Origin of the sequence: Aeromonas sp. YN13HZO-058 (genome assembly GCF_001921245.1) — a bacterium.
Lineage (GTDB): Bacteria > Pseudomonadota > Gammaproteobacteria > Enterobacterales > Aeromonadaceae > Aeromonas > Aeromonas allosaccharophila.
This window is the reverse complement of record NZ_MQSY01000065.1, coordinates 25,551-46,425: the sequence shown is the minus strand read 5'-3', so window position 1 is coordinate 46,425 and position 20,875 is coordinate 25,551. Positions and strand designations below refer to the sequence as shown.

Annotated in this window: 18 protein-coding genes; 6 read left to right on the top strand and 12 right to left on the bottom strand. The window is 62.2% G+C overall.

Features of this window, described 5'->3' with window-relative positions; genetic code table 11:
* Positions 1-177 (bottom strand): pyruvate kinase (locus BSP75_RS18005; RefSeq protein WP_290439302.1); only part of this gene is annotated, 177 nt, incomplete at its 3' end.
* Between the two features lie 308 nt (positions 178-485).
* Here BSP75_RS18005 and BSP75_RS18000 point away from each other — a divergent pair.
* Both BSP75_RS18000 and BSP75_RS17995 read left to right on the top strand, forming a co-directional pair.
* Positions 486-728 carry a hypothetical protein gene (locus BSP75_RS18000; protein ID WP_075114113.1) on the top strand — a complete coding sequence of 81 codons (243 nt, stop codon included), beginning with the start codon at positions 486-488 and terminating at the stop codon, positions 726-728.
* 186 nt (positions 729-914) lie between these two features.
* The gene (locus BSP75_RS17995) at positions 915-1,679 is read left to right on the top strand and encodes a class III extradiol ring-cleavage dioxygenase (protein WP_075114112.1); all 765 of its coding nucleotides are present in this window, start codon (positions 915-917) and stop codon (positions 1,677-1,679) included.
* 93 nt (positions 1,680-1,772) lie between these two features.
* On the opposite strand, the gene BSP75_RS17990 is transcribed toward BSP75_RS17995, so the two are convergent.
* The 3 genes from BSP75_RS17990 to BSP75_RS17980 all read right to left on the bottom strand — a co-directional run bounded on the left by BSP75_RS17990 (position 1,773) and on the right by BSP75_RS17980 (position 7,280).
* The gene (locus BSP75_RS17990; RefSeq protein ID WP_075114111.1) at positions 1,773-5,525 is read right to left on the bottom strand and encodes an AAA family ATPase; all 3,753 of its coding nucleotides are present in this window, start codon (positions 5,523-5,525) and stop codon (positions 1,773-1,775) included.
* Positions 5,522-6,748 carry an exonuclease SbcCD subunit D C-terminal domain-containing protein gene (locus BSP75_RS17985; protein WP_075114110.1) on the bottom strand — a complete coding sequence of 409 codons (1,227 nt, stop codon included), beginning with the start codon at positions 6,746-6,748 and terminating at the stop codon, positions 5,522-5,524. The genes BSP75_RS17990 and BSP75_RS17985 overlap by 4 nt, the downstream gene beginning before the upstream one ends.
* Before the next feature lie 103 nt (positions 6,749-6,851).
* Positions 6,852-7,280 carry a GNAT family N-acetyltransferase gene (locus BSP75_RS17980; RefSeq protein ID WP_075114109.1) on the bottom strand — a complete coding sequence of 143 codons (429 nt, stop codon included), beginning with the start codon at positions 7,278-7,280 and terminating at the stop codon, positions 6,852-6,854.
* 179 nt (positions 7,281-7,459) lie between these two features.
* On the opposite strand from BSP75_RS17980, the gene rdgC reads away from it, so the two are divergent.
* Positions 7,460-8,371, top strand: coding sequence for a recombination-associated protein RdgC (rdgC, locus tag BSP75_RS17975; RefSeq protein WP_058054337.1), 912 nt, complete (start codon positions 7,460-7,462; stop codon positions 8,369-8,371).
* A 281-nt stretch (positions 8,372-8,652) separates the two neighbouring features.
* Here the strand turns inward: rdgC and BSP75_RS17970 are convergent, their stop codons facing one another.
* Both BSP75_RS17970 and BSP75_RS17965 read right to left on the bottom strand, forming a co-directional pair.
* The gene (locus BSP75_RS17970) at positions 8,653-9,123 is read right to left on the bottom strand and encodes an FKBP-type peptidyl-prolyl cis-trans isomerase (protein ID WP_075114108.1); all 471 of its coding nucleotides are present in this window, start codon (positions 9,121-9,123) and stop codon (positions 8,653-8,655) included.
* Between the two features lie 174 nt (positions 9,124-9,297).
* Positions 9,298-10,446, bottom strand: a complete 1,149-nt coding sequence (locus BSP75_RS17965) for a sodium:phosphate symporter (RefSeq protein WP_042657530.1) — start codon at positions 10,444-10,446, stop codon at positions 9,298-9,300.
* A gap of 259 nt (positions 10,447-10,705) precedes the next feature.
* Here BSP75_RS17965 and BSP75_RS17960 point away from each other — a divergent pair, with 259 nt between their 5' ends.
* Entirely contained in the window at positions 10,706-11,089 is a 384-nt protein-coding gene (locus tag BSP75_RS17960; RefSeq protein WP_075114107.1) for a hypothetical protein, read from the top strand.
* A 139-nt stretch (positions 11,090-11,228) separates the two neighbouring features.
* On the opposite strand, the gene BSP75_RS17955 is transcribed toward BSP75_RS17960, so the two are convergent.
* The 5 genes from BSP75_RS17955 to BSP75_RS17935 all read right to left on the bottom strand — a co-directional run bounded on the left by BSP75_RS17955 (position 11,229) and on the right by BSP75_RS17935 (position 18,091).
* Positions 11,229-12,575, bottom strand: a complete 1,347-nt coding sequence (locus BSP75_RS17955) for an APC family permease (protein ID WP_058054339.1) — start codon at positions 12,573-12,575, stop codon at positions 11,229-11,231.
* Positions 12,575-12,715: a hypothetical protein gene (locus BSP75_RS21840; protein ID WP_005338239.1), complete on the bottom strand. Its 141-nt coding sequence runs from the start codon at positions 12,713-12,715 to the stop codon at positions 12,575-12,577. Before BSP75_RS21840 ends, BSP75_RS17955 begins: the two co-directional genes overlap by 1 nt.
* A 663-nt stretch (positions 12,716-13,378) precedes the next feature.
* Positions 13,379-14,728 (bottom strand): APC family permease, encoded by a 1,350-nt coding sequence (locus tag BSP75_RS17945; protein ID WP_042657529.1) that lies wholly within the window; start codon positions 14,726-14,728, stop codon positions 13,379-13,381.
* Between the two features lie 366 nt (positions 14,729-15,094).
* The gene (gene gabT / locus BSP75_RS17940; RefSeq protein ID WP_075114106.1) at positions 15,095-16,384 is read right to left on the bottom strand and encodes a 4-aminobutyrate--2-oxoglutarate transaminase; all 1,290 of its coding nucleotides are present in this window, start codon (positions 16,382-16,384) and stop codon (positions 15,095-15,097) included.
* A gap of 243 nt (positions 16,385-16,627) precedes the next feature.
* Positions 16,628-18,091 (bottom strand): NAD-dependent succinate-semialdehyde dehydrogenase, encoded by a 1,464-nt coding sequence (locus tag BSP75_RS17935; RefSeq protein WP_075114105.1) that lies wholly within the window; start codon positions 18,089-18,091, stop codon positions 16,628-16,630.
* Between the two features lie 415 nt (positions 18,092-18,506).
* Between BSP75_RS17935 and puuR the strand changes: the two genes are divergently transcribed.
* Positions 18,507-19,109 (top strand): HTH-type transcriptional regulator PuuR, encoded by a 603-nt coding sequence (gene puuR / locus BSP75_RS17930; protein WP_075114104.1) that lies wholly within the window; start codon positions 18,507-18,509, stop codon positions 19,107-19,109.
* 45 nt (positions 19,110-19,154) lie between these two features.
* A complete protein-coding gene (locus BSP75_RS17925; RefSeq protein WP_058054342.1) occupies positions 19,155-20,432 on the top strand; it encodes an FAD-binding oxidoreductase in 1,278 nt (425 codons plus the stop codon).
* A 125-nt stretch (positions 20,433-20,557) separates the two neighbouring features.
* Here the strand turns inward: BSP75_RS17925 and BSP75_RS17920 are convergent, their stop codons facing one another.
* Entirely contained in the window at positions 20,558-20,806 is a 249-nt protein-coding gene (locus tag BSP75_RS17920) for a DUF3297 family protein (RefSeq protein ID WP_005338226.1), read from the bottom strand.
* Between the last annotated feature and the right edge of the window lie 69 nt (positions 20,807-20,875).

The following is a 20,875-nucleotide window of genomic DNA, read 5'->3' as shown; positions in this document are numbered from 1 at the left end:
CTTGCCGGTCTCGGCCATCACAGCGCGCAGGTTGCTGATGCGGCTGCCGTGCTCGGCGTAGTCACCGTGGGAGAAGTTCAGGCGCATGACGTTCATGCCGGCGTCCAGCATTTTGGCCAGCATTTCTTTGGATTCGGTCTTCGGACCGATGGTGCAGACAATTTTGGTCTTTTTCATGTCAATCTTCATGGTTAAGGAATTTCCGCCGAGCAATATACACCAGTTTTTGGAATCTTTTTATGATCCAGAAACAACGTTTTGACCAGATAACGTTTTCTTTTCAGGGATAACGTTTTCCTGTGAGTCACATTTTAGAGCATATGGCCACAGGTTAGGGCTGAAGGGATACAAATGTTGCCATCTGTGGTTGTTTGGCCGGGTTGAGGTTCAGATGTTGTAAAATGACCACCCGCCCGCTGTCACCGTCTTGTCACCGGCTTGCGCAAAAATGTTAGTTCATTGGCGCACGGGTGAAGGAGGTCGGGATGAAAAACAGCCATGAAACCGGATGGACTCTGCTCTTGCTGGGCACCACTCTGCTGCTGGTTCAGGCGCTGCCAGCCCGCGACTGGCCTGACAACGCTGGTCTGCTCGCACTCTTTTTCCACCCGGTAAAAGGGGAGGCGGTTGCCGAGGGATTGGCGTGGCGAGAGTGGCAGGATCACCGTGCAGCGACCCGGATGACGCTTCGTGCTCCCCGACCGCTGCCGGATGCGCCGCAGCCTTGATATCTATTACCGTTTTCCGGTCGTGAAGGTGTGAAGGAAGGAGAGAAGGAGTGAAATTATCAACCATTGGTTGATAGTGCTTATCTATCTTGCTGGATTGTTCACCTGAAATCGTGGGGTGATAATCGATTCCAACAGCGATATCCCCTCCGGTATCGCCCCTGATACCTTGTTGGAGTTCGCTTTATGTCCCTCGCCCCCGTCTGGTTTATCTCTCACGGCGCACCGGATCTGATGCTGCGTGAGCAACCCGCCACCCGTTTTCTGCGAACCCTGCGTCTGGGTAAGCTCAAGGGGCTGGTGGTCATCTCCGCCCACTGGTTCAGCCGCGAGCTGCAGATCAACGTCGAGCCCAAACCGGCCCTGATGTACGACTTTTACGGCTTTCCCGAACCCCTCTACCGGATGCGCTGGCCTGCCAGCAGCCCCGAGTGGCTGCAACAAGGGGTGAGCGACCAGCTGGCGCTGGCCGGACTGACCGCCACCCCGGTGCGGCGCGAGCTGGATCACGGGGTCTGGTCGCCGCTCTCCCTGATTGACCCCGAGAGCGAGATCCCGCTGGTGCAGATCTCCATCCCCGCGAGCTTCACCCCGGCCCAGTTGTGGCAACTGGGGGAGGTGCTGGGGGCGCTGCGCAGTCAGGGGATTGGCATCCTCGCCTCCGGCGCCATCACCCACAACCTGCGGGCGCTGGCACCGGAAGGCGCGCCAGTACCGGAGTGGGCCAGCCAGTTTGTCGATTGGCTGGAGCAGAAGATGGCCGACGAGGATCGACTGGCACTACTCGACTATCGTCGGCTGGCTCCCGGAGCGGTGGAGTCCCATCCCCACGACGACCACCTGCGCCCGCTCTTTGTGGCGCTGGGGGCGGCCGATGGTGTGGCTCCGACCCGGCTGCACGACAGTTGGGATGGCGGCAGCCTCTACATGGGCGCCTACCGCTTCGGTTGATAGCCTCTCAGCAAGACCCCGCCAATTGGCGGGGTCTTGCTGTTTACGGCGTGGTGATTGAGCCGATGGTGCTGCTGATTGACCCGATGGGACTCAGGGGACCAGCACCCGACTCTCGCCACCGCCGAGGGCTTCGACCCTGATCTGCACGCCGATCCGTTCTACCAGGGTTTGGACATGGGAGATGACCCCGATCTGGCGACCGGCGGCTTGCAGGGAGTCGAGACTGGCGAGCGCCAGATCCAGACTGTCCGGATCCAGGGTGCCAAACCCTTCGTCAATAAACAGCGACTCGACCTGGGTCTGGCGTGACGAGAGGCTGGAGAGGGCCAGCGCCAGCGCCAGCGACACCAGAAAACTCTCGCCACCGGAGAGGGAGTCCACCGAGCGCACCTCGTCCCCCATGTCGAGATCCACCACCTGCAGCGCCAGATCGGTGCCGGGTACCCGCTCCAGCCGGTAGCGCGGCGACAGCTCGGCGAGCTGGGCGTTGGCCTCCAGCAGCAGGCGTTCGAGGGTGAGGCTCTGGGCGAAGGTGCGGAACTTGGCACCGTTGGCCTGCCCAATCAGATCGCACAGCTGTTGCCAGTGGTCGGCCACCGCCTGCTGGGCGGCCAGCTCCTGTTGCAGGCTGCCTGCCTTGAGGGCAGCCGCTTCGGCCTGTGCCAGCTTGCTCTTGCACTCGAACAGCTGCTCTTCAAGGGCGCGGCAGCGGGCATCGAGTGCCGCCAGCTGATCGCTCAGCTCTGCATCCGGCAGTGCGGCCAGCTCGGGATGGTGCTCCCGATAGCGATCCCGCTTGCTCTCCTCCAGCGCCAGCGCCCGTTGCCGTTCGGCAAGGCGGGTGCGCGCCTCGCCAAGGGCATCTTCCAGCCCTTGCAGGGCTGTGCGCCGAGCCTTGAGTTCATCGGGGCTGATGGCGAGCAGGCGGCGCAGGTCATACTCGGCGATGCCGAGGTTGCTGGCGTGGGCCGCCCAGCGTCCCAGCACCTCCCGCTTGCGGCGGCTGCTGGTCTGCTTTTCCTGCTCCACATGGCTGAGGCGGGTCTTGAGCTCGGTCTGCCGCTCCCGCAGAGCGCGGGCACCGCTTTGCATCAGCTCCAGTTCGCTGGCGAGCTGTTGCAGCCGTTGTTGCCAGCGGCTCTCGACCAGCGGGATCTCCTCACCGCCGAGACAGCCGCTGCGGCTGGTGAGCAGCCCCTGACGCTGCTGTTCGTGCTCCTTGTAGTCCCGCTCCAACTTGTGCAGCAGCTCGCGCTGGGTCTGCAGGCGCGCCTCCTGTGCGCTCAGGGCAGGGGTCAGGCTGGCGATCTCGCTGGCCAGCCGCTCCCACTCGCTCTGGCCGTGCAGCCAGGCTTCGCAGGCCCGCTGCCATTCGTGCCACTGCTGGCTGCCGAGCCACTGGCGCCACGGTTGGCCGCCCATCTGCTCGTCGAGGCGCTGGGCACCCTGTTCGAGGCGCTGGCGCAGGGTCGCTTCCTGCTCGCCCATCCCCTTTACCTCTCCTTCCAGCGCGATGCGCTGGCGGTCGGCCTCCTGCCACTGCTGGTCAAACTGCTGGTGTTGGGCCGCCAGCTGGCTCAGTTGCTGACGCACCCCTTGCAACTGTTGCTGACCGAGCTGGGCCTGACGCAGCAGCTGCTGGCTCTGGGCCAACCCCAGCTCCAGCGCCTGGCCATGGCCGAGCAGGGTGCTCATCAGCTCGTTCCACTCGATTGGACTCTGGCGCAGCGGCAGCGGATGACCGAGCAGGGTATCTCCCCCCACTTGTTGCCAGCGCTGGGTCAGCTGCTCGGCGCGGGCCTCCAGCTCCGGCAGATGTTGCTGACGCACTGCCAGCTGACGGGCCAGCTCCTGACGCTCGCTCTCGCATTGAATGTATTGATGGTTGAGCCGCTCCCATTCGAGCTCCAGACTGCGGGCCCGCTCCGCCAGCTGACCCAGGATCCCCGCTACCTGCGGTTGGCTCTGGCTGTAGGGATGCTCCTCGGCACCGCACAGCGGGCAGGGGGAGCCATCGCTCAGAATATGGCGATACTGCTCGAAAGTGGCCACCGCCCGGGACTGCTCCAGCGCATGGCGCGCCTCATCCCGCTGCAGGGCGAGCCGCTCGCGGGCGGGCGCCAGCTCTTCGCCTAGGGTGGCGAGTTTGCTCAGCGCCTGCTCCAGCTGGGCAATCTCCTGCTGCAGACGGCCATGCTGCTCGCCGTGGTTGCGGCCGTAATCGGCCAGCTCCAGCAGCTGGCGCAGTTGACCCAGTTGCTCGGTCTGCTGTTGCCACTGCTCCTGCGCCTTGGCGAGGCGGCTCTCCCACTGCAGCTCCTGCAGCTCGTGCTGTTGCTGTTGCAGCCGCGCCTGCTCCTGTTGCCAGTAGTCGCGCTCCTGCTGGCCTTGCTCCAGCTGGCGCTGCAACTGCTGCAGGGCGCGCAGCTTGTGATCCCGCAGGATGAGCTGCTGTTGCAGCTTGTCGGCATCGTCGGCCCAATCCTGCATGGCGGTGAGCAGGGGTTGCCACTGGCGGGCCACTGGCGCCAGCTCCTTGTGCTCTTCGAGCCAGAGCCCCCACTGCTGGTGCTGCTGCTTGAGCAGCTCTACCTGTCGGCTCTGCTCGCGCCAGCCCTGCTCGAGGGTGAGCTGGACTTCCCGCTCCTGCGCCCCCTCTTGCTGGATCTTCTGCAACTGCTGCACTTTTTCCCGGATGCGGGTATCGAGCTCCTGCGCCCGCTTGAGTTCGGGTTGCAGGGCACCCCACTCGCGCTCGGCGGCGATCTTCTCCGCCAGCAACTGCTGCTCGGTCAGCGCGCTCTGCTGGGTCTGCTCCTCGAGTTTGGCCAGCTCCGGGCCCAGCTCGGCGATCACCTTCTCCTGCTGCTGCACTTCAAGGGTGAGACGGGCCAGCTCGTCGTGATCGGCGCGGGCCACCTGGGCCTGCTCGGCGCGGGCAAACTCCTCGCGCTCGGGGGCAGCGGCGCCGTGGGCCTGCAGGGCGGCATCGAGCGCCGCCTGTCCCTCGGCGCAGCCCTGAATCTGGACGGCAATGCGGCTGTTGAGGTCGCGCAAGTCCTGCATCAGTTGCTGTTGCTGCTGCTCGTGCTTGAGGGTGGTGGAGAGGCTTATTTGCTGGCTCACCCACTGTTCGCGGGTGGCGTCGTCCATCAGCGCCACGTCGCCGAGGCGTTGGGCAATGGTGGCCAGCTTCTGCTGCTCTTCCCGCGCCCGTTCATAGGTCTGGATAGAGATGGCGGAGTAGAGCTCGGTGCCGGTCATCCGTTCGAGCAGGGCGGAGCGCTCGTTGGCGTCCGATTTGAGGAAGGCGGCAAACTCCCCCTGCGGCAGGATCACCGCGCGGCGGAACTGCTCCCAGGAGAGGCCCACCAGCTCGTCGATGCGATCCTGCAGATCCCGCTTGCTGCCGGAGAAAACCTGCCCCGACTCCACATCGGTCAGGGTGCGCTCCTGCGCCTGAAAGCGCCCCTCGGAGCGGTTGCGGGCGCGGCGCACCGCCCAGCGGGCCAGCCAGATCCGGCCATCGCAGCCGCGAAACTGCACCTCGGCAAAGCCGCTGGCGTGGCCGCGACTGAGGATACCGCGCACGTCGTTGGCCTTGAGCTTCTCTTCGTCATCCATGCGGCCCACTTCGGCCACATTCTTGCGATTGGCGATAAAGCGCGGCATCTCGTCGTAGAGGGCGAGACAAATGGCATCGAGCAGGGTGCTCTTGCCCGCACCGGTATTGCCGGTGATGGCAAACAGGCCGGCGGCGCCGAGCGCTCCTCTGGTAAAGTCGATGGTGAAGGGGCCGGTCAGACTGGCCAGATTTTCACCTGACAGAGACAAGATTTTCATACATTAGACTCCTTCACCTGCTCCAGGATCTCTTCAAACGAGGCGACCAGTTGTGCTTCGGGCTCCCCTTCAAACTGGCGCTGATAGCAGAGGCGAAACACCTCGGTGGGGGATAGCTCATCGAGCCGGCGCCGCTCGCGACCGTCGGCCAGCCCTTCGCCCGAGCCCTGATACTGGGTGCTGATGCGGGCCAGACGCACCGGTTTGTCGGTGATGGCCGCCAGAATGCGCTCACGGATGCGGGCCTCGGGCTTGGGCAGCCGCAGCCGCACTTCCAGGAAGGGTTGTGCCTCTTGTGGACAAGCAGGCAGCTCGAGCGATGCGATGGCGTTCAGCGCCTCGTCGAGGCTGCTCTGGGGCAGGCGGATCATCTCCACCGCGCGGGGCACCGGGATCCGCTCCAGCCCGGCCAGTTTCCCCCTCGTAAAGGTCACTTCCAGCACCTGATGGTTGTAGTTCGCTTCGGCAAGCGACAGCGGCAGCGGCGAGCCGCTGTAGTGCACCCCCTCGGCCGGACTCTGGGCCAGATGGAGGTGACCAAGCGCCGTGTAATCAGCCGCGGCGAAAAGGTCGGCAGGCAGGGCGTGCTGGTTGCCGCCGAGCACCCGCCGCTCCGACAGCTCCGAGAGCTGGCCCGCCGCCAGATAGGCGTGGCCCATGGCGATCAGCGGCAGCTCCTCCCCGCAGCGGGCGCGCCCCTCGGCCAATACCTCGGCGTAGACTTGGCGTACCCCTTCGATCAGCCTGTCCTGCCCCTCTTCCAACGGCTCCACCCGCAGATCGCTGCTGCGCAGGAACGGCACGGCGGCGCACCAGGCGGCAATGTTGCCCTCTCGGTCTTGCAGCGGTACCAGCAGGCGGTCAGTCTCGAGCTTGCCCTCACTGTCGCGGCTGATGCTGCCCACCAGATGCAGATCAAAGGCCCGCAGCAGCTCGTGGGGAGCATCGAGCTTGGAGGGGGAGTCGTGGTTGCCGCCGATCAGCACCATGTTGAGGTGGGGCATCTCGGCGCGCAGCCGCGCCAGAAAACGGTAGAGCTGTTGCCAGGCGCTGGCGGGGGGATTGGCGGTATCAAACAGATCGCCCGCCACCAGCAGGGCGTCGATCTCGCGCGCCTTGAGGGTGTCGCTCAGCCAGTCGAGAAAGGCATCGTGTTCAAAACGGCGGTCATGGCCATGAAGTTGATGGCCAAGGTGCCAGTCGGCGGTATGGAGGATTTTCATTGGAAAACAGCCCGGTTGCAGGGATGGTGCCCGCGGCACCCGATGGAGACAAGATGAGGATGCCCCGTGCTTTTTTCAAGTAAAACAGGGGGCTGGCATCGATTCAGGCCGGTTCGCAGCACATCCGGTATTGGGGGTGGCCGGTGAGGGGATCGGACTCCTCGGCCTCGATGACAAAACCGTGGCGGCGATAGAAACGCACCGCCTGATCGTTCTCGACAAAGACCCGGGCGTGGAGCGACGCCCCCTGACGCTTCGCCTCCTGCAGCAGGGCGTGACCGACACCGCGACCCTGACGGTCGGGACGCACAAAGAGGGCGGCGAGATAGTTATCCACCAGCGCCATAAAACCGAGCAGATCGCCGCGCTCCTCGAACACCCAGATGGCGGCGCGATCGAGGTAGCGGGTACGCAGATCCTCCTGGGCCTGCCACCAGCAGGAGGCATCGACGAAATCGTGGGCCTGCAGGGAGGCCAGCAGCCAGATTTCAACGACCTCTTCCATGTCTTCCGAGCGACTTGGCCGTAACATAATTTCATCCTTGTTAACAACTGGCACTCTCGCAGTCTAGGGGAACTTGGCAAGGGCTCAGGTGTTATAAATGAGACCCTGTGAGGTCGATCGCCCTTTATTTAGCGAGAATGATTGGCTGATCACAAAGCGCCTCTCTAGTACAATGCCCGCCGGACAATCTAGAGACCGAGGACGCCATGTGGTTTAAAAACCTGCAGATTTATCGCTTTACCCGCCCCTTTGACCTGACCGTGGATCAGCTGGAAACCCAGCTGGAAGCCTGTGCCTTCACCCCTTGCGGCAGTCAGGACATCTCCCGTTTCGGGTGGGTCAAGCCCCTTGGCAAATTCGGCTCAACCCTGACCCACTCTGCCTCCGGCCACATCCTCATCTGCGCCCGCAAAGAGGAGAAGATGCTGCCCGGTAGCGTGGTCAAGGAGATGCTGGCCGAGAAGGTAGAAGCGATCGAGTTCGAACAGGGTCGCGCCCTCAAGAAGAAAGAGAAGGAAGCGCTGAAAGAGGAGATCCTCCACACCCTGCTGCCCCGTGCCTTTAGTCGTACCAGCCAGACCTTCGCCTGGATCAATCCGGCCGACAATTTAATGGTGGTGGACGCAGGTTCTGCCAAGAAGGCGGACGATCTGCTGGCGCTGTTGCGCAAATCCATCGGCTCCCTGCCGGTGGTGCCGGTGGCTCTCAAGAACCCGCCCGAGATCACCATGACCGAGTGGCTGAACGAGGGCAATCTGCCCGCTTCCTTCACTTTGGAAGACGAAGCCGAGCTGCGCAGTGCCATGGAGCACGGCGGCATCATCCGCTGCAAGCAGCAGGATCTGATGACCGACGAGATCAAGAACCACCTGGCCAACGACAAGCTGGTGACCAAACTGGCCCTCAACTGGGGCGAGACCGTCAGCTTCGTGCTGGGGGATGATCTCTCCATCAAGCGCCTGAAGTTCAGCGAAGAGCTGCGTGAGCAGAACGACGACGTCACCAGCGAAGATCCGGCCGCCCGTCTGGATGCCGACTTCGCGCTGGTGACCTCCGAGCTGGCCCAGTTTATCCCGGCGCTGTTTGCCGCTCTGGGTGGCGAAGAGCAGTCCATCTAACCGGACTTGCGCCTTTTTGGCCTCTGCCATCCCATTGTAAAAAACCGCCTTAGGGCGGTTTTTTTGTGGGCAACAGGTGGGCGGGGGGCCGTTATGCAGAGCGGGATGAGGGCAAGGAGGGTTGCAAAAAGAGAGGGCCGACAAGTGATTTGTCGGCCCTCTCTGGTTTAGTCAGGCTGTTTTGAAATGAGCCACGCGCTGTTACTGAATGCCCGGCAGTTCCACAGCAAAAATCAGCACGAAGGCTTAGTGGGATATTGCCACTGGAGCGTTCTGCGCTCTTACTGGATACCCAGCAGCTCCACGTCAAAAATCAGCACGGATCCCGGCGGGATTTTGCCCGCGGCGCGGTCGCCGTAGGCGAGGTTGGCGGGGATGTAGAAACGGGTCTTCTCACCTTCCACCATCAGCTGTACCCCTTCGGTCCAGCCAGCGATCACCTGATTGAGGCCAAACTCGATGGGCTCGCCACGAGCGACCGAGCTGTCAAAGACGGTGCCGTCCAGCAGCTTGCCCTCGTAGTGCACCTTCACCTTGCTGGTGGCAGTGGGGTGAACGGTGCCGGTGCCCGGGGTCAGCACTTCGTACTGCAGGCCGGAGGCGGTGGTGGTAACCAGCGGTTTGTCCTTGTTGCTGGCGAGGAACTCGGCGCCAATCCGCACGTTGTCGGCCGCCAGCTTTTTGTTGTTGCTGCTGGAGTAGAAGTAGTAGGCCACACCGGCAACCAGCAGCGCGATCATTATGAATTTCATCGGTTTTTCCTGTTCCATGAAATGTAAAAAGTGCAATGAGGGCGCCATCTTATCGCGCACCGCTCCTGATGGCGAGCCACAGGGCGGGAGGATGTGAGCGGGCAGGCAAAGCACGGTGACGCAGATGCAAAAAGGGGCGAGTCGGTGACTCGCCCCTTGTCATGGCGGCGGCGCTTACTTGGCGGCCACCATCATCAGGGCGGGCAGGGCGAAGAAGAGACCCGCCACATAACCCAGTGCCAGCAGCTTGTTCTCGCTGCCTACCCGGGCCAGCCCCTCAGCGGCGCGCACCGGCAGGTCACGCAGCAAGGGGATGCCATAGATGAGCACCACGGCGAAGACGTTGAACAGCACGTGGACCAGCGCAATGGTCATGGCCAGCTGGGCACCGGCTCCGCTGATGGCGGTGGCAGCCAGCAGGGCGGTGATGGTGGTACCGATATTGGCCCCCAGGGTGAAGGGGTAGAGCTGACGGGTGCTGAACACGCCGCCACCGGCCAGCGGGATCATCAGGCTGGTGGTGGTGGAGGAGGACTGCACCATGATGGTCACCAGTGCGCCCGAGGTGATGCCGGTCAGCGGGCCACGGCCCAGCGCCTTGTGCAGCAGCTCTTTGGCACGGCCAACCAGCACCTGTTGCAGCACCTTGCCGAGCCAGGTGACGCAGGCGAGGATCAGCAGGATACCGATGACGATGGTGGCGATGGCGGCACCCTTGCCCGGCAGGAAGGCGACGGCACTGTCGATCAGCTGCTGGGCCGGTGCGGTCAGCGGCTTCATGAAATCCATGCCCTTCATCGACATGTCGGCGGAGCCCACCAGCAGGTTGGCCAGCCACTCGGCGCTGTGTTGCAGCAGGCCGAACATCAGCTCCAGCGGCAGGAAGATAAACACCGCCAGCAGGTTGAAGAAGTCGTGCACGGTGGCGGCGGCGAAGGCGCGGCGGAACTCGGATCTGTCACGGATATGACCCATGGAGACGATGGTGTTGGTGATGGTGGTGCCGAGATTGGCACCCATCACCATGGGGATGGCCATGCCGATGGGCAGGCCACCCGCTACCAGACCGACGATCACCGAGGTGACGGTGCTGGAGGATTGCACCAGCGCGGTGGCCAGAATACCGAGCAGCAGGGCGACAAAGGGGTTGTTGGCGAAGGCAAAGATCCGGGCTGCCCCCTCGGCGCCGCCGGAGAAATCTTTGAAGCCGTGGGAGATGGCGCCCACGGCGACCAGGATCAGGTAGACCAGTACGATGACACTCATCCAGTTGAACAGGGCGCGGGTCGCGGGCGGCTGTGACAAGGAGTGATGGTGTTGCATAAAGCCTCTTGGGACGGTCGTTCCGTCTTGGGTAGTTGATGACCCGCGCATTTAATCAGTGGTAAATGACAGAAATATGACAAAGTGACACTTTTGTGATGGTTTGATGACTGCGGTTTTCCGGGGCCGGTTCGACAAGGGGTGACGGATCAGGTCGATAATCCGGCGGCCAGGTGACTATCGACACAATAAGGCTTGTGATCCCGGGGCGGGACGCTATGCTGCGGCGTTTCTTTTGAGTCGTGGAGTAATAAGCGTGATGCGAGCATGGGTTCTCTCTCTTTCCCTCGGGTTGTTGTCAATCGGTGTGCAGGCCAAGTCAGTGCTGCAGCCGGAGTGCAATCTGGACAAGGCGCTGAAGAACGAGGCGATGGGTGCCTCCGTCGGGGTCAAGGGTCGTTGTGATACCGAGATGCTGATGCGTCAGCAGAAAGAGAAGGCGAAGGACGAGCTGAAAAATGGCACCGCCGATCTGCGCGACAAGGCGAGCGACAGCGTGCAGGGTGTCCGCGATGATGTCAACGCGACCCAGCGCAAGGCCGACAAGGCTGAAGATCAGCTGAAAAAAGCCCACAAGGATGTCAAAGCGGTGGCCAATGATCCGCTCAAGGCTGCTGCGACTGCGGTGATCAACAACGGTTGATGAGTCAGCCTTCCGGCCTGCTGCCGGGGGCGGCGACAAGGGTCGCCAGTCGGTCATCGACAATCGGCGATATAGCGCCGGTGAAATAACAGAAGGGGAGCCATGGCTCCCCTTCTGTGTATCCGTTATCCGCAGAGGATCAGGCGTCAGCCGCTTCCTCGTACTGACGGAACGGGATGCGGAAAACCGCCAGACGCAGGAACAGATAGGTCACGCCGAGGCCAGCCCAGATCAGGCCCAGCTCCAGCGAGCTTTGCTCCAGGTTGATCCACAGGGCACCGATGGTGGCAGCGCCGAGCAGCGGCATCAACAGGTAGATGACGTGATCCTTGAGGGTCTTGTTGCGCTTCTCGCGCACCCAGAACTGACCGATCACCGACAGGTTGACGAAGCTGAACGCCACCAGTGCGCCGAAGTTGACCAGCGCCAATGCGGTATCCAGATCAAAGGAGACTGCGGAGAGGGCCAGACCGCCCACCATCAGCACGTTGATGGCCGGGGTGCGGTATTTAGGGTGGATGTAGCCAAACACCCGCTCCGGGATCATCCGATCACGCCCCATCACGTAGAGGATGCGCGAGACACCGGCGTGAGCCGCCATGCCGGAGGCCAGCACCGCAACGGTGGTGCAGACCAGTACCACGGACTGGAAGAAGGTGCCGCCAACGTAGAGGGCGATCTCCGGCAGTACCGCATCCGGATGCTGGAAGCGGGAGAGGCTCGGGAAGTAGAGCTGCAGGCAGTAGGAGACCACCACGAAGATGACGCCACCGATGAGGGCCGTCAGCACGATCGCCTTGGGGATCACCTTGCCGGCGTTCGGGGTCTCTTCGGAGAGCGAGCTCAGACCGTCAAAGCCCAGGAACGAGAAGCAGAGGATGGTCGCACCGGTAAAGAGCGGCACCATCTGGGCAGAGTCGAAGTGGAACGGACGGCTGCTCATCAGGGTGCCAGCGCCTTCACCGTGGTAGATGCCCCACGCCATCAGGCCGATAAAGAGGGTGATGATGGCGAGCTGGATCACCACGATCAGACCGTTGAAGTTGGCCACCAGATTGATGCCGCGCAGGTTCAGGAAGGTCATCACGGTCACCAGACCGAAGATGAACACCCAGGGCTCGACGCCCGGGAACATGGCGGTCAGGTAGATCTTGGCCAAGAGGATGTTGATCATCGGCATGAACATGTAGTCGAGCAGGGATGACCAGCCGACCATGAAACCGACGTAGGGGTTGAACACCTTCTGGGCATAGGTATAGGCGGAGCCCGCAGAGGGGAACTTGCGTACCAGATGACCGTAGCTGAAGGCGGTGAGCAGGATGCCACCCAGAGCCAGCAGATAGGCGGTGGCGACCCGGCCTTCGGTGATGTCACCGACGATGGCGAAGGTGTCGAAGACAGCCATGGGGGTCAGATAGGCCAGACCCATCACAATCACTTGTGTCAGGGTAAGGGTCTTGAGCAGCTTGGCGTTTTGCGATGCCATTACGCTTTCTCCTCAATCAGTGCCGCAGCACGTGCTTGCAACGAGCGCAGGGATACGATGGATTCGCAAGCCTGTACATCAAGGGCGCCGGGGAGGCGCATACCGGGCTGTACCGGCAGGAAAGCATTAAAACGCCCCATTGTTATCCTCTCAACGTCGGGAGATTGTTTGGCAATCTCGAATATCACTTCCGGAAACGTTCCGGCCTCTTGTGGTGGGTTTGTACTGCACTTCAAAATAGAAAAACCGATGTCGCAGTGAACATCGGTCCTTTATTGGCGGCGTATTGTGCATTCGGTCAGCCCCCTTGACAAGCAATAATGGCCGAAAAACCGCATTTTTTTGCATAACCGGGTGGCAGGTAAGTGGTCACTCGCCCCCTGCGGCTCGTCCCGGGCCTCCCCCCCTTTTTCGGGGGGGTAAACGTCCCCTTCCGTTGCGTATGAAAAAACGGCAAATCTGCGCTGCAGGGTGCATAAAGCCTCAACATTGATCCTGATCATATTTGCCATGACCTGCCCGTGAGCGGGTCATGCCATGTTATCGGCTGGCGGGTGAGATAGAGGGGGGAGTGGAGGAAAACATTAGCTGCATATCCATTCACTTTAATGACTGTGACCATGGCGCAGTTTGGCCACGGCCTTGGCATGGCGAGCGGTGCGGGTGGGTAGTTATTTGAAATCAGTCACACTTCTCGCAAAAACTGCACTTCGGGAAACCAGCGCTGCTGGCAACCCGCGCACCACAGAAACAACAAGGAGCCCGCAGGCTCCTTGTTCTCTATCGGTAGAGGGCGCCAGTGATTACTGGGCGATCTCCACCTTGTCAGCGGTATGCAGCGGGATGCGGAACACGGTGAGGCGCAGGAACAGGTAGATGGCCCCCAGCGCCGCCCAAATCAGCCCCAGCTCGAAGGAGGAGGGCTCGAGGTTGAGCCACAGTACCCCGATGCAGGCGGCGCCACAGAGCGGCAGCAGCAGATACATCAGGTGATCCTTGAGACACTTGTTGCGACCGAGCTTCACATAGAAGTGGGCAATCACCGCCAGATTGACGAAGGTGAAGGCCACCAGGGCGCCGAAGTTGATCAGCGCCAGCGCCATCTCCAGATCCAGCGACACCGCAGAGAGGGCCAGCAGGCCGACCAGCAGCACGTTGAACGCCGGGGTCTGCCACTTCGGATGGATGTAACCGAAGAAGCGGGCGGGCAGGGCGCGATCACGACCCATCACGTAGAGCAGGCGCGAGACACCGGCGTGGGAGGCGAGCCCGGAGGCCAGCACCGCCACAGTAGTGCAAACCAGTACCACCGCCTGGAACAGCTTGCCGCCGACATAGAGGGCGATCTCCGGCAGCACCGCATCCGGATGCTGGAAGCGGGAGATGTCCGGGAAGTAGAGCTGCAGGAAGTAGGAGGTGGTGACAAACAGCACACCGCCAATCAGCGCCGTCAGCACGATAGCGCGCGGGATCACCCGATCCGCGTCCGGGGTCTCTTCCGACAGGGTGCTGATGGCGTCAAAGCCGAGGAACGACAGACAGAGGATGGAGGCCCCCATCAGCAGCGGCGACACCTGGATCTGCTCCGAGAAGAAGGGACGGCTGCTGGCCACGGTGCCCAGCCCTTCACCGTTGTGAACGCCCCAGGCGATCAGTCCGATGAAGATGGCGATGATGCTGAACTGCATCACCACAATCAGGCTGTTGAAGTTGGCTACCAGCTTGATGCCGCGCAGGTTGAGAGCGGTCATCACCACCGCCAGACCGAAGATATAGGTCCAGGGTTCCACTTCAGGGAACAGGGCGCCCAGATAGATCTTGGCCAGCAGCATGTTGATCATCGGCATGAACATGTAGTCGAGCAGGGAAGTCCAGCCCACCATAAAGCCGACATAGGGGTGAAACACCTTCTGGGCATAGGTATAGGCGGAGCCGGCTGACGGGAACTTGCGCACCAGATGGCCGTAGCTCAGGGCAGTGAACAGCATGCCGATCAGGGCAAACAGGTAGGCGGTCGGCACATGGCCTTCGGTGATCTCGGTGACGATGCCGAAGGTGTCGAACACCGCCATGGGGGTGAGGTACGCCAGTCCCATAACCACGACTTGCCACAGCTTGAGGGTCTTTTTCAGACCAACCTGTTGGGCCGCCATTATGCATGTTCCTCATGCAGTGCCAGAGTGGCACGGTCCATCAACGAAACCGGGAGAGAGGCCCGGGAATCAAGGGCGCCAGGGCGGCGCACACCGGCCATGGCCGGTTGGAAAGCATTGAGATGCCCCATGTTGTTCCTCACAGAATGTGGTGTCGGGAGATTGCTGCCAATCTCGCTATCTTTTCCGGGGGTGATCCGGCCTCGTTTATGGGTTTGTTCACTGGTTAAAAAAGAACCGATGCCATTGTTTTACATCGGTTCTTTCAGTGGCGGCGCATTGTGCATTTGCAGGGCCCCCTTGACAAGAAAAAAAGGGGGCAAAATTGCATTTATTTGCACAGGTGAGCGGTCACTTTCCTGCTGGTCAGGCCAGCACGGCCTCCAGTGATTTTTCAAGGAGTTGCAGCCCCTCGTCAATCACTGCCGCAGGGGCAGTCAGGGGGGCGAGAAAACGGATGACATTTGCGCGCACCCCGCATGAGAGCAGGACCAGACCGCGCTTGCCCGCCTCGGCCACCAGTCGTTTGGTGAGGTCGGGATCGGGCTGGCTGGCATCGCGCTGTTTCACCAGCTCCATGGCCACCATGGCACCGGGGCCGCGAATTTGACCTATGCAGTCAAAACGCTCGGCTATGCGTTCCAGCCCCGCCTTGATCTGCTCGCCCTGATCCAGCGCTTTCTGGTTGAGTTTTTCCTCATCGATCACCTGCAATACCGCCAGTGCCGCGGCGCAGGCGATGGGGGATCCCGCATAGGTGCCACCCAGACCACCCGGCTTGGCCGAGTTCATGATCTCTGCCTTGCCCACCACGGCAGACAGCGGGAAACCCCCCGCCAGACTCTTGGCCAGGGTCATGATGTCGGGTTCAACCCCCGAATACTCGGTGGCGAAGGTCTTGCCGGTGCGGCAGAAACCGCTCTGGATCTCGTCGCAAATCAGCAGAATGCCGTGCTGGTCGCAGACGCTGCGCAGCTTCTGCATAAAGCTCGGGGAGGCGGGATAGAAGCCCCCTTCACCCTGCACCGGCTCGATGATGATGGCGGCCACGCGGGATGGCTCGATATCGGCGCTGAAGCAGAGGTCGAGGGCGTGCAGGGCATCCTCTTCACTCACCCCGAGATAATCGGCGGGGAAGGGGATGTGGTAGACCTCGCCGGGGAAGGGGCCAAAGCCGGTCTTATAGGGCACCACCTTGCCGGTGAGCGCCATGCCCATCATGGTGCGGCCGTGAAAGCCCCCCTTGAAGGCGATGGTGCCGCTGCGGCCGGTGTGGGCGCGGGCAATCTTGATGGCGTTCTCTACCGCCTCGGCGCCAGTGGAGAGAAACAGGGTGCGCTTCGGCGTAGGGCCGGGCACCAGGGCGTTGAGCTTTTCTGCCAGCTCGATATAGCCGGGGTAAGGGGTGACCTGAAAGCAGGTGTGGCTGAATTTTTCCAGCTGTTCGCGCACCGCCGCCACCACTTTGGGGTGGTTGTGGCCGGTGTTGAGCACGGCGATGCCGGAGGCAAAGTCGATGTAGCGGTTGCCCTCCACATCCCACAGCTCGGCGTTTTGCGCCCGGTCGATAAAGACCGGCAGCAGGGTGCCGACGCCGTTGACCACGGCCGCTTCGCGGCGCGCTTGCCACGCCTTGTTTGATTCTGACTGACTCATCTTTCCTCCCTGAGGGGCCGCAGCCCCGATATTCCCTGAAAATGTGGCGGGCGATCTGTCGCCCATTGCCGCCGATCGGTGCAGATCGGCAGCCTGTGGTTTGCTCTGCAGCAGCCCTCTTGCGGTGAACAGTGGGCCACATTTAGCCCCCTGCCGCCTAGGATGAGCTGCTGCATCTATCTATCAAAGCGATGGATTGGGCGGCCAAGACATCTGTGAATGGGATGTCTTGGCCCTGCTGCCCTAGCGAATGGCGCCAAAGCAGAGGTATTTGGTCTCCAGATACTCCTCCAGCCCCTCGGCGGCTCCTTCGCGGCCCAGACCCGACTCCTTGATGCCGCCAAAGGGGGCCAATTCGGTTGAGATGATCCCTTCGTTGATGCCGACCATGCCGTATTCCAGCTGCTCGGCCACCCGCCACACCCGGGCGATGTCACGGCCATAGAAGTAGGCAGCGAGCCCGTAGGGGGTGTCGTTGGCGATGGCGATGGCCTCGGCTTCGCTCTCGAAGCACACCAGCGGCGCGACCGGGCCGAAGATCTCCTCCTGCAGGATGGGGTTGGTTTTAGCCACCTTGCCCAGAATGGTGGGGCGGTAGAAGAGGGGGCCAGCGGGGTGGGCTTCGCCCCCCAGCAGCAGTTCGGCACCGGCGGCGACCGATTGCTGCACCAGTTCGGCCACCTTGCTGGCGGCGGCGGGGTTGATCAGTGGGCCAATCTGGGTGCCCTCCGCCATGCCATCCCCCACCTTGAAGGCCTTGACGGCGGCGGTCAGCTTCTCGGCGAAGGCGTCGTAGACGCTGGCCTGCACCAGAATGCGGTTGGCGCAGACGCAGGTCTGCCCGGCGTTGCGGTATTTGGAGGCGAGCGCCCCGGCCACCGCGGCATCGAGGTCGGCGTCGTCAAAGACGATAAAGGGGGCGTTGCCACCCAGCTCCAGCGACAGCTTCTTCATGGTATCGGCGCACTGGCGCATCAGCAGCTTGCCGATGCGGGTGGAGCCGGTGAAGGAGAGCTTGCGCACCACCGGATTGCTGCACAGCTCGTTGCCCACTGCGCTCGCCTGATGGCTGGTGACGATATTGATGACCCCGGCGGGGATACCCGCCTGCTCGGCAAGCAGCGCCAGCGCCAGTGCACAGAGCGGGGTCTCGGCGGCGGGCTTGATAACGATGGTGCAACCAGCGGCCAGCGCCGGACCCGCCTTGCGGGTGATCATGGCAATCGGGAAGTTCCACGGGGTGATGGCGGCGACGACCCCGACCGGCTGCTTGATGGTAGCCAACCGGCGATCGCCGCTAAAGCCCGGGATGGTGCGGCCATAGGCACGCTTGCCCTCCTCGGCGAACCACTGGATAAAGCTGGCGCCGTAGGCCACCTCGCCCTTGGCTTCCGCCAGCGGTTTGCCCTGCTCGCAGGTCATGATGCGGGCCAGCTCGTCGCTGTGGGCGGTGATGGCGGCAAACCAGGCGTAGAGCTTGTTGCTGCGCTCCTTGGCGGTCAGCGCGGCCCAGGCGGGTTGCGCTGCGTGGGCGGCGGCGATGGCGCGGCGGGTATCCTCGGCATCCATGTCGGGCACCTGGGTAATGACGGCGCCGCTGGCGGGGTTGGTGACCTCGAAGGTGCGGCCGCTGGCGGCATGGCACCACTGTCCATCTATATAGGCGCGGGATGTGATCAAGCTGGAGTGAGATGTTGTTCCTGACATGAGAAGCCTCGAGTGTGGGTCAGAGCAGCTGGTTGCCGGAGTAAGCCGACCCTTCCTGCGCCGCTGCCGTATAAAATAATAAGCACAGGAAGACCATAATTTGAGCTGAAATGTTTTTCAAGTGTTAAATATATTTGAATTGCTGGGGGGCGTCATGCTAGAAAATGGGCTGTGTAGCGCGTTTTTCCCCGTTCGCTTGCTGGCTGCAAGTGGGCAAGCGACCGGGAGATGGTAAATCAGGTGTGCAAAATAATGAACGGTTGCGCTGTGTAACATAGTGAACGGCAAGGGAAAGCTGGTCGGCTATTTTAACCAGTAGGGTAAACAGGCCACGCGTGACCCTATGCGATCACGCGCGAGCAGGGAGGCTGATGATGCAAGGATGCAGAGATAGCGCAGCAAGAGGGGGCTTGCCATGAGCGGGCCACAGAGCAGGGAGAGCGTGGCCCGTGGGCTGGGTGCGGCAGACGCAGGGGCGCACACCATGGGGGAACGATTGGCGGCGGTGCGCCATCAGCTGGGGCTCTCCCAGCGGCGGGCGGCCGAACTGAGCGGCCTGACCCACGGCGCCATCTGCATGATCGAGCAGGACAAGGTGAGCCCGTCGGTTGCCTCCCTGCAAAAGCTGCTCACCGTCTATGGCTTGCCGCTGTCGCGCTTCTTCGCCGAGGAGGAGAGCCGCACCCCGGAGGTGGTGATCAAGGCTGATCAGCTGATCGAGCTGGGCAGTCAGGGGGTATCTCTCAAGCTGGTGCACAACGGCAACAACCGCCGCCAGCTCGGCTTTATGCTGGAAACCTATCCCCCCGGCACCGACACCGGCGGTCAGGTGACCCATCAGGGGGAGGAGGTTGGCACCGTGCTGGAGGGATCTGTGGTCCTGACGGTGGCGGGCCAGAGTTATCCGCTGGAGGCGGGCGACAGCTATGTGATCGACACCGGCGAGCCCCACAGCTTCAACAATCCGTCGGGGCAGACCTGTCGCATCGTCAGCGCCCACACCCCGGCCAGTTTTTAATCTAGGCAGTAGTTTGGCAACCGAACCGGTAAGGAAACAGGGATCATGACCGAACATGTAAACAGTTACTACGCAGCCAGCGCCAATAAACACGCGCCCTACCCGACATTGACCGAGCAGCTGGAGTGCGATGTCTGCGTCATCGGGGCGGGCTATACCGGCCTCTCCAGCGCCCTGCATCTGGTGGAGAAGGGCTACAAGGTGGTGGTGCTGGAGGCGGCCCGGGTCGGCTTTGGTGCCAGCGGCCGCAACGGCGGCCAGATCGTCAACTCCTACAGCCGCGACATCGACACCATAGAAGCGAACTGCCCGCCGGATCAGGCCAGGCTGCTCGGTTCCATGCTGTTTGAGGGGGGCCAGATCATCCGCGAGCGGATCAAGCGCTACAACATCCAGTGCGATCTGCAGCAGGGGGGGGTCTTTGCCGCCGAGACCGAGAAGCAGCTGCACGAGCTCAAATCCCAATACGCCCGCTGGCAGAAGTGGGGCAACGACCAGCTGGAGCTGCTCGATGCCAAGGGGGTGCGCGAGGTGGTGGCGAGCGATCGCTACGTCGGCGCTCTGCTCGACAAGAGCGGCGGCCATATCCACCCGCTCAATCTGGCGTTGGGGGAGGCCGAAGCGATCCGCATGCAGGGGGGGCAGATCTTCGAACAATCCGCCGTCACCAGCATCACCCCGGGGCAGCCGGCACTGGTCAAGACCGCCAAGGGGGCGGTGAAGGCACGCTTTGTGGTGGTGGCGGGCAACGCCTACCTCGGTAATCTGGTGCCCGAGCTGGCGGGCAAGAGCATGCCCTGCGGCACCCAGGTGATCGCCACCGAAGTGCTGGGGGAGGAGCGGGCTCGCTCGCTGTTGCCACAAAATTACTGCCTGGAGGATTGCAACTACCTGCTCGATTACTACCGCACCTCCGGCGATCACCGGCTTCTCTATGGCGGTGGCGTGGTCTATGGCGCGCGGGATCCTGCGGATATCGAGCGGCTGATCATCCCCAAGATGCTGAAAACTTTCCCGCAACTGGCGGGGGTCAAGGTGGAGTACACCTGGACCGGCAACTTCCTGCTCACCCTGTCGCGGCTGCCGCAATTTGGTCGTATCGGCCCCAACATCTACTACATGCAGGGCTACAGCGGTCACGGCGTCACCTGCACCCATCTGGCGGGCAAGCTGCTCTCCGAAGTGCTGAGCGGTCAGGCGGAGCGCTTCGATGCATTCGCCAAACTGCCGCACTACCCCTTCCCGGGCGGCCGGCTGTTCCGTATCCCCTTCACCGCCGCGGGCGCTGCCTGGTATACCCTGCGCGATCGGTTGGGGGTATAAGCCGCCCTGCGAGAGATGCGGGCTGGTGCTTGCCGCTCTGCGAGCGCAGATGCCAGCTCCCATGCCGGAAACAACGAGGCCACCGCGAGGGTGGCCTTGTTGTTTATCAAACTGCAGCGCGCTGTTTAGCTGTAGAAGGCTTCAACGGTGCCCTTGAGCTTGATCAGGATGGGCTGACCACGGCGATCCAGCGCCTTGGGGGAGGGGATCTTCACCCAACCTTCGCTGATGCAGTACTCCTCGACATCGGTGCGCTCTTTGCCGTTCAGGCGAATACCGATCGGGTGCTCGAAGCAGGCGGCCACATAGTGAGGGCTGCGGGGATTGCAGGAGAGGTGATCCGGCAGAGCCGGTTTGGTGCTGGTATCGCTCATCGATATAACCCGAAATGAATAAAAAGTGGGTCATTGTAGAGAATGCCGCCATGGCATTCAAGGCAGCCA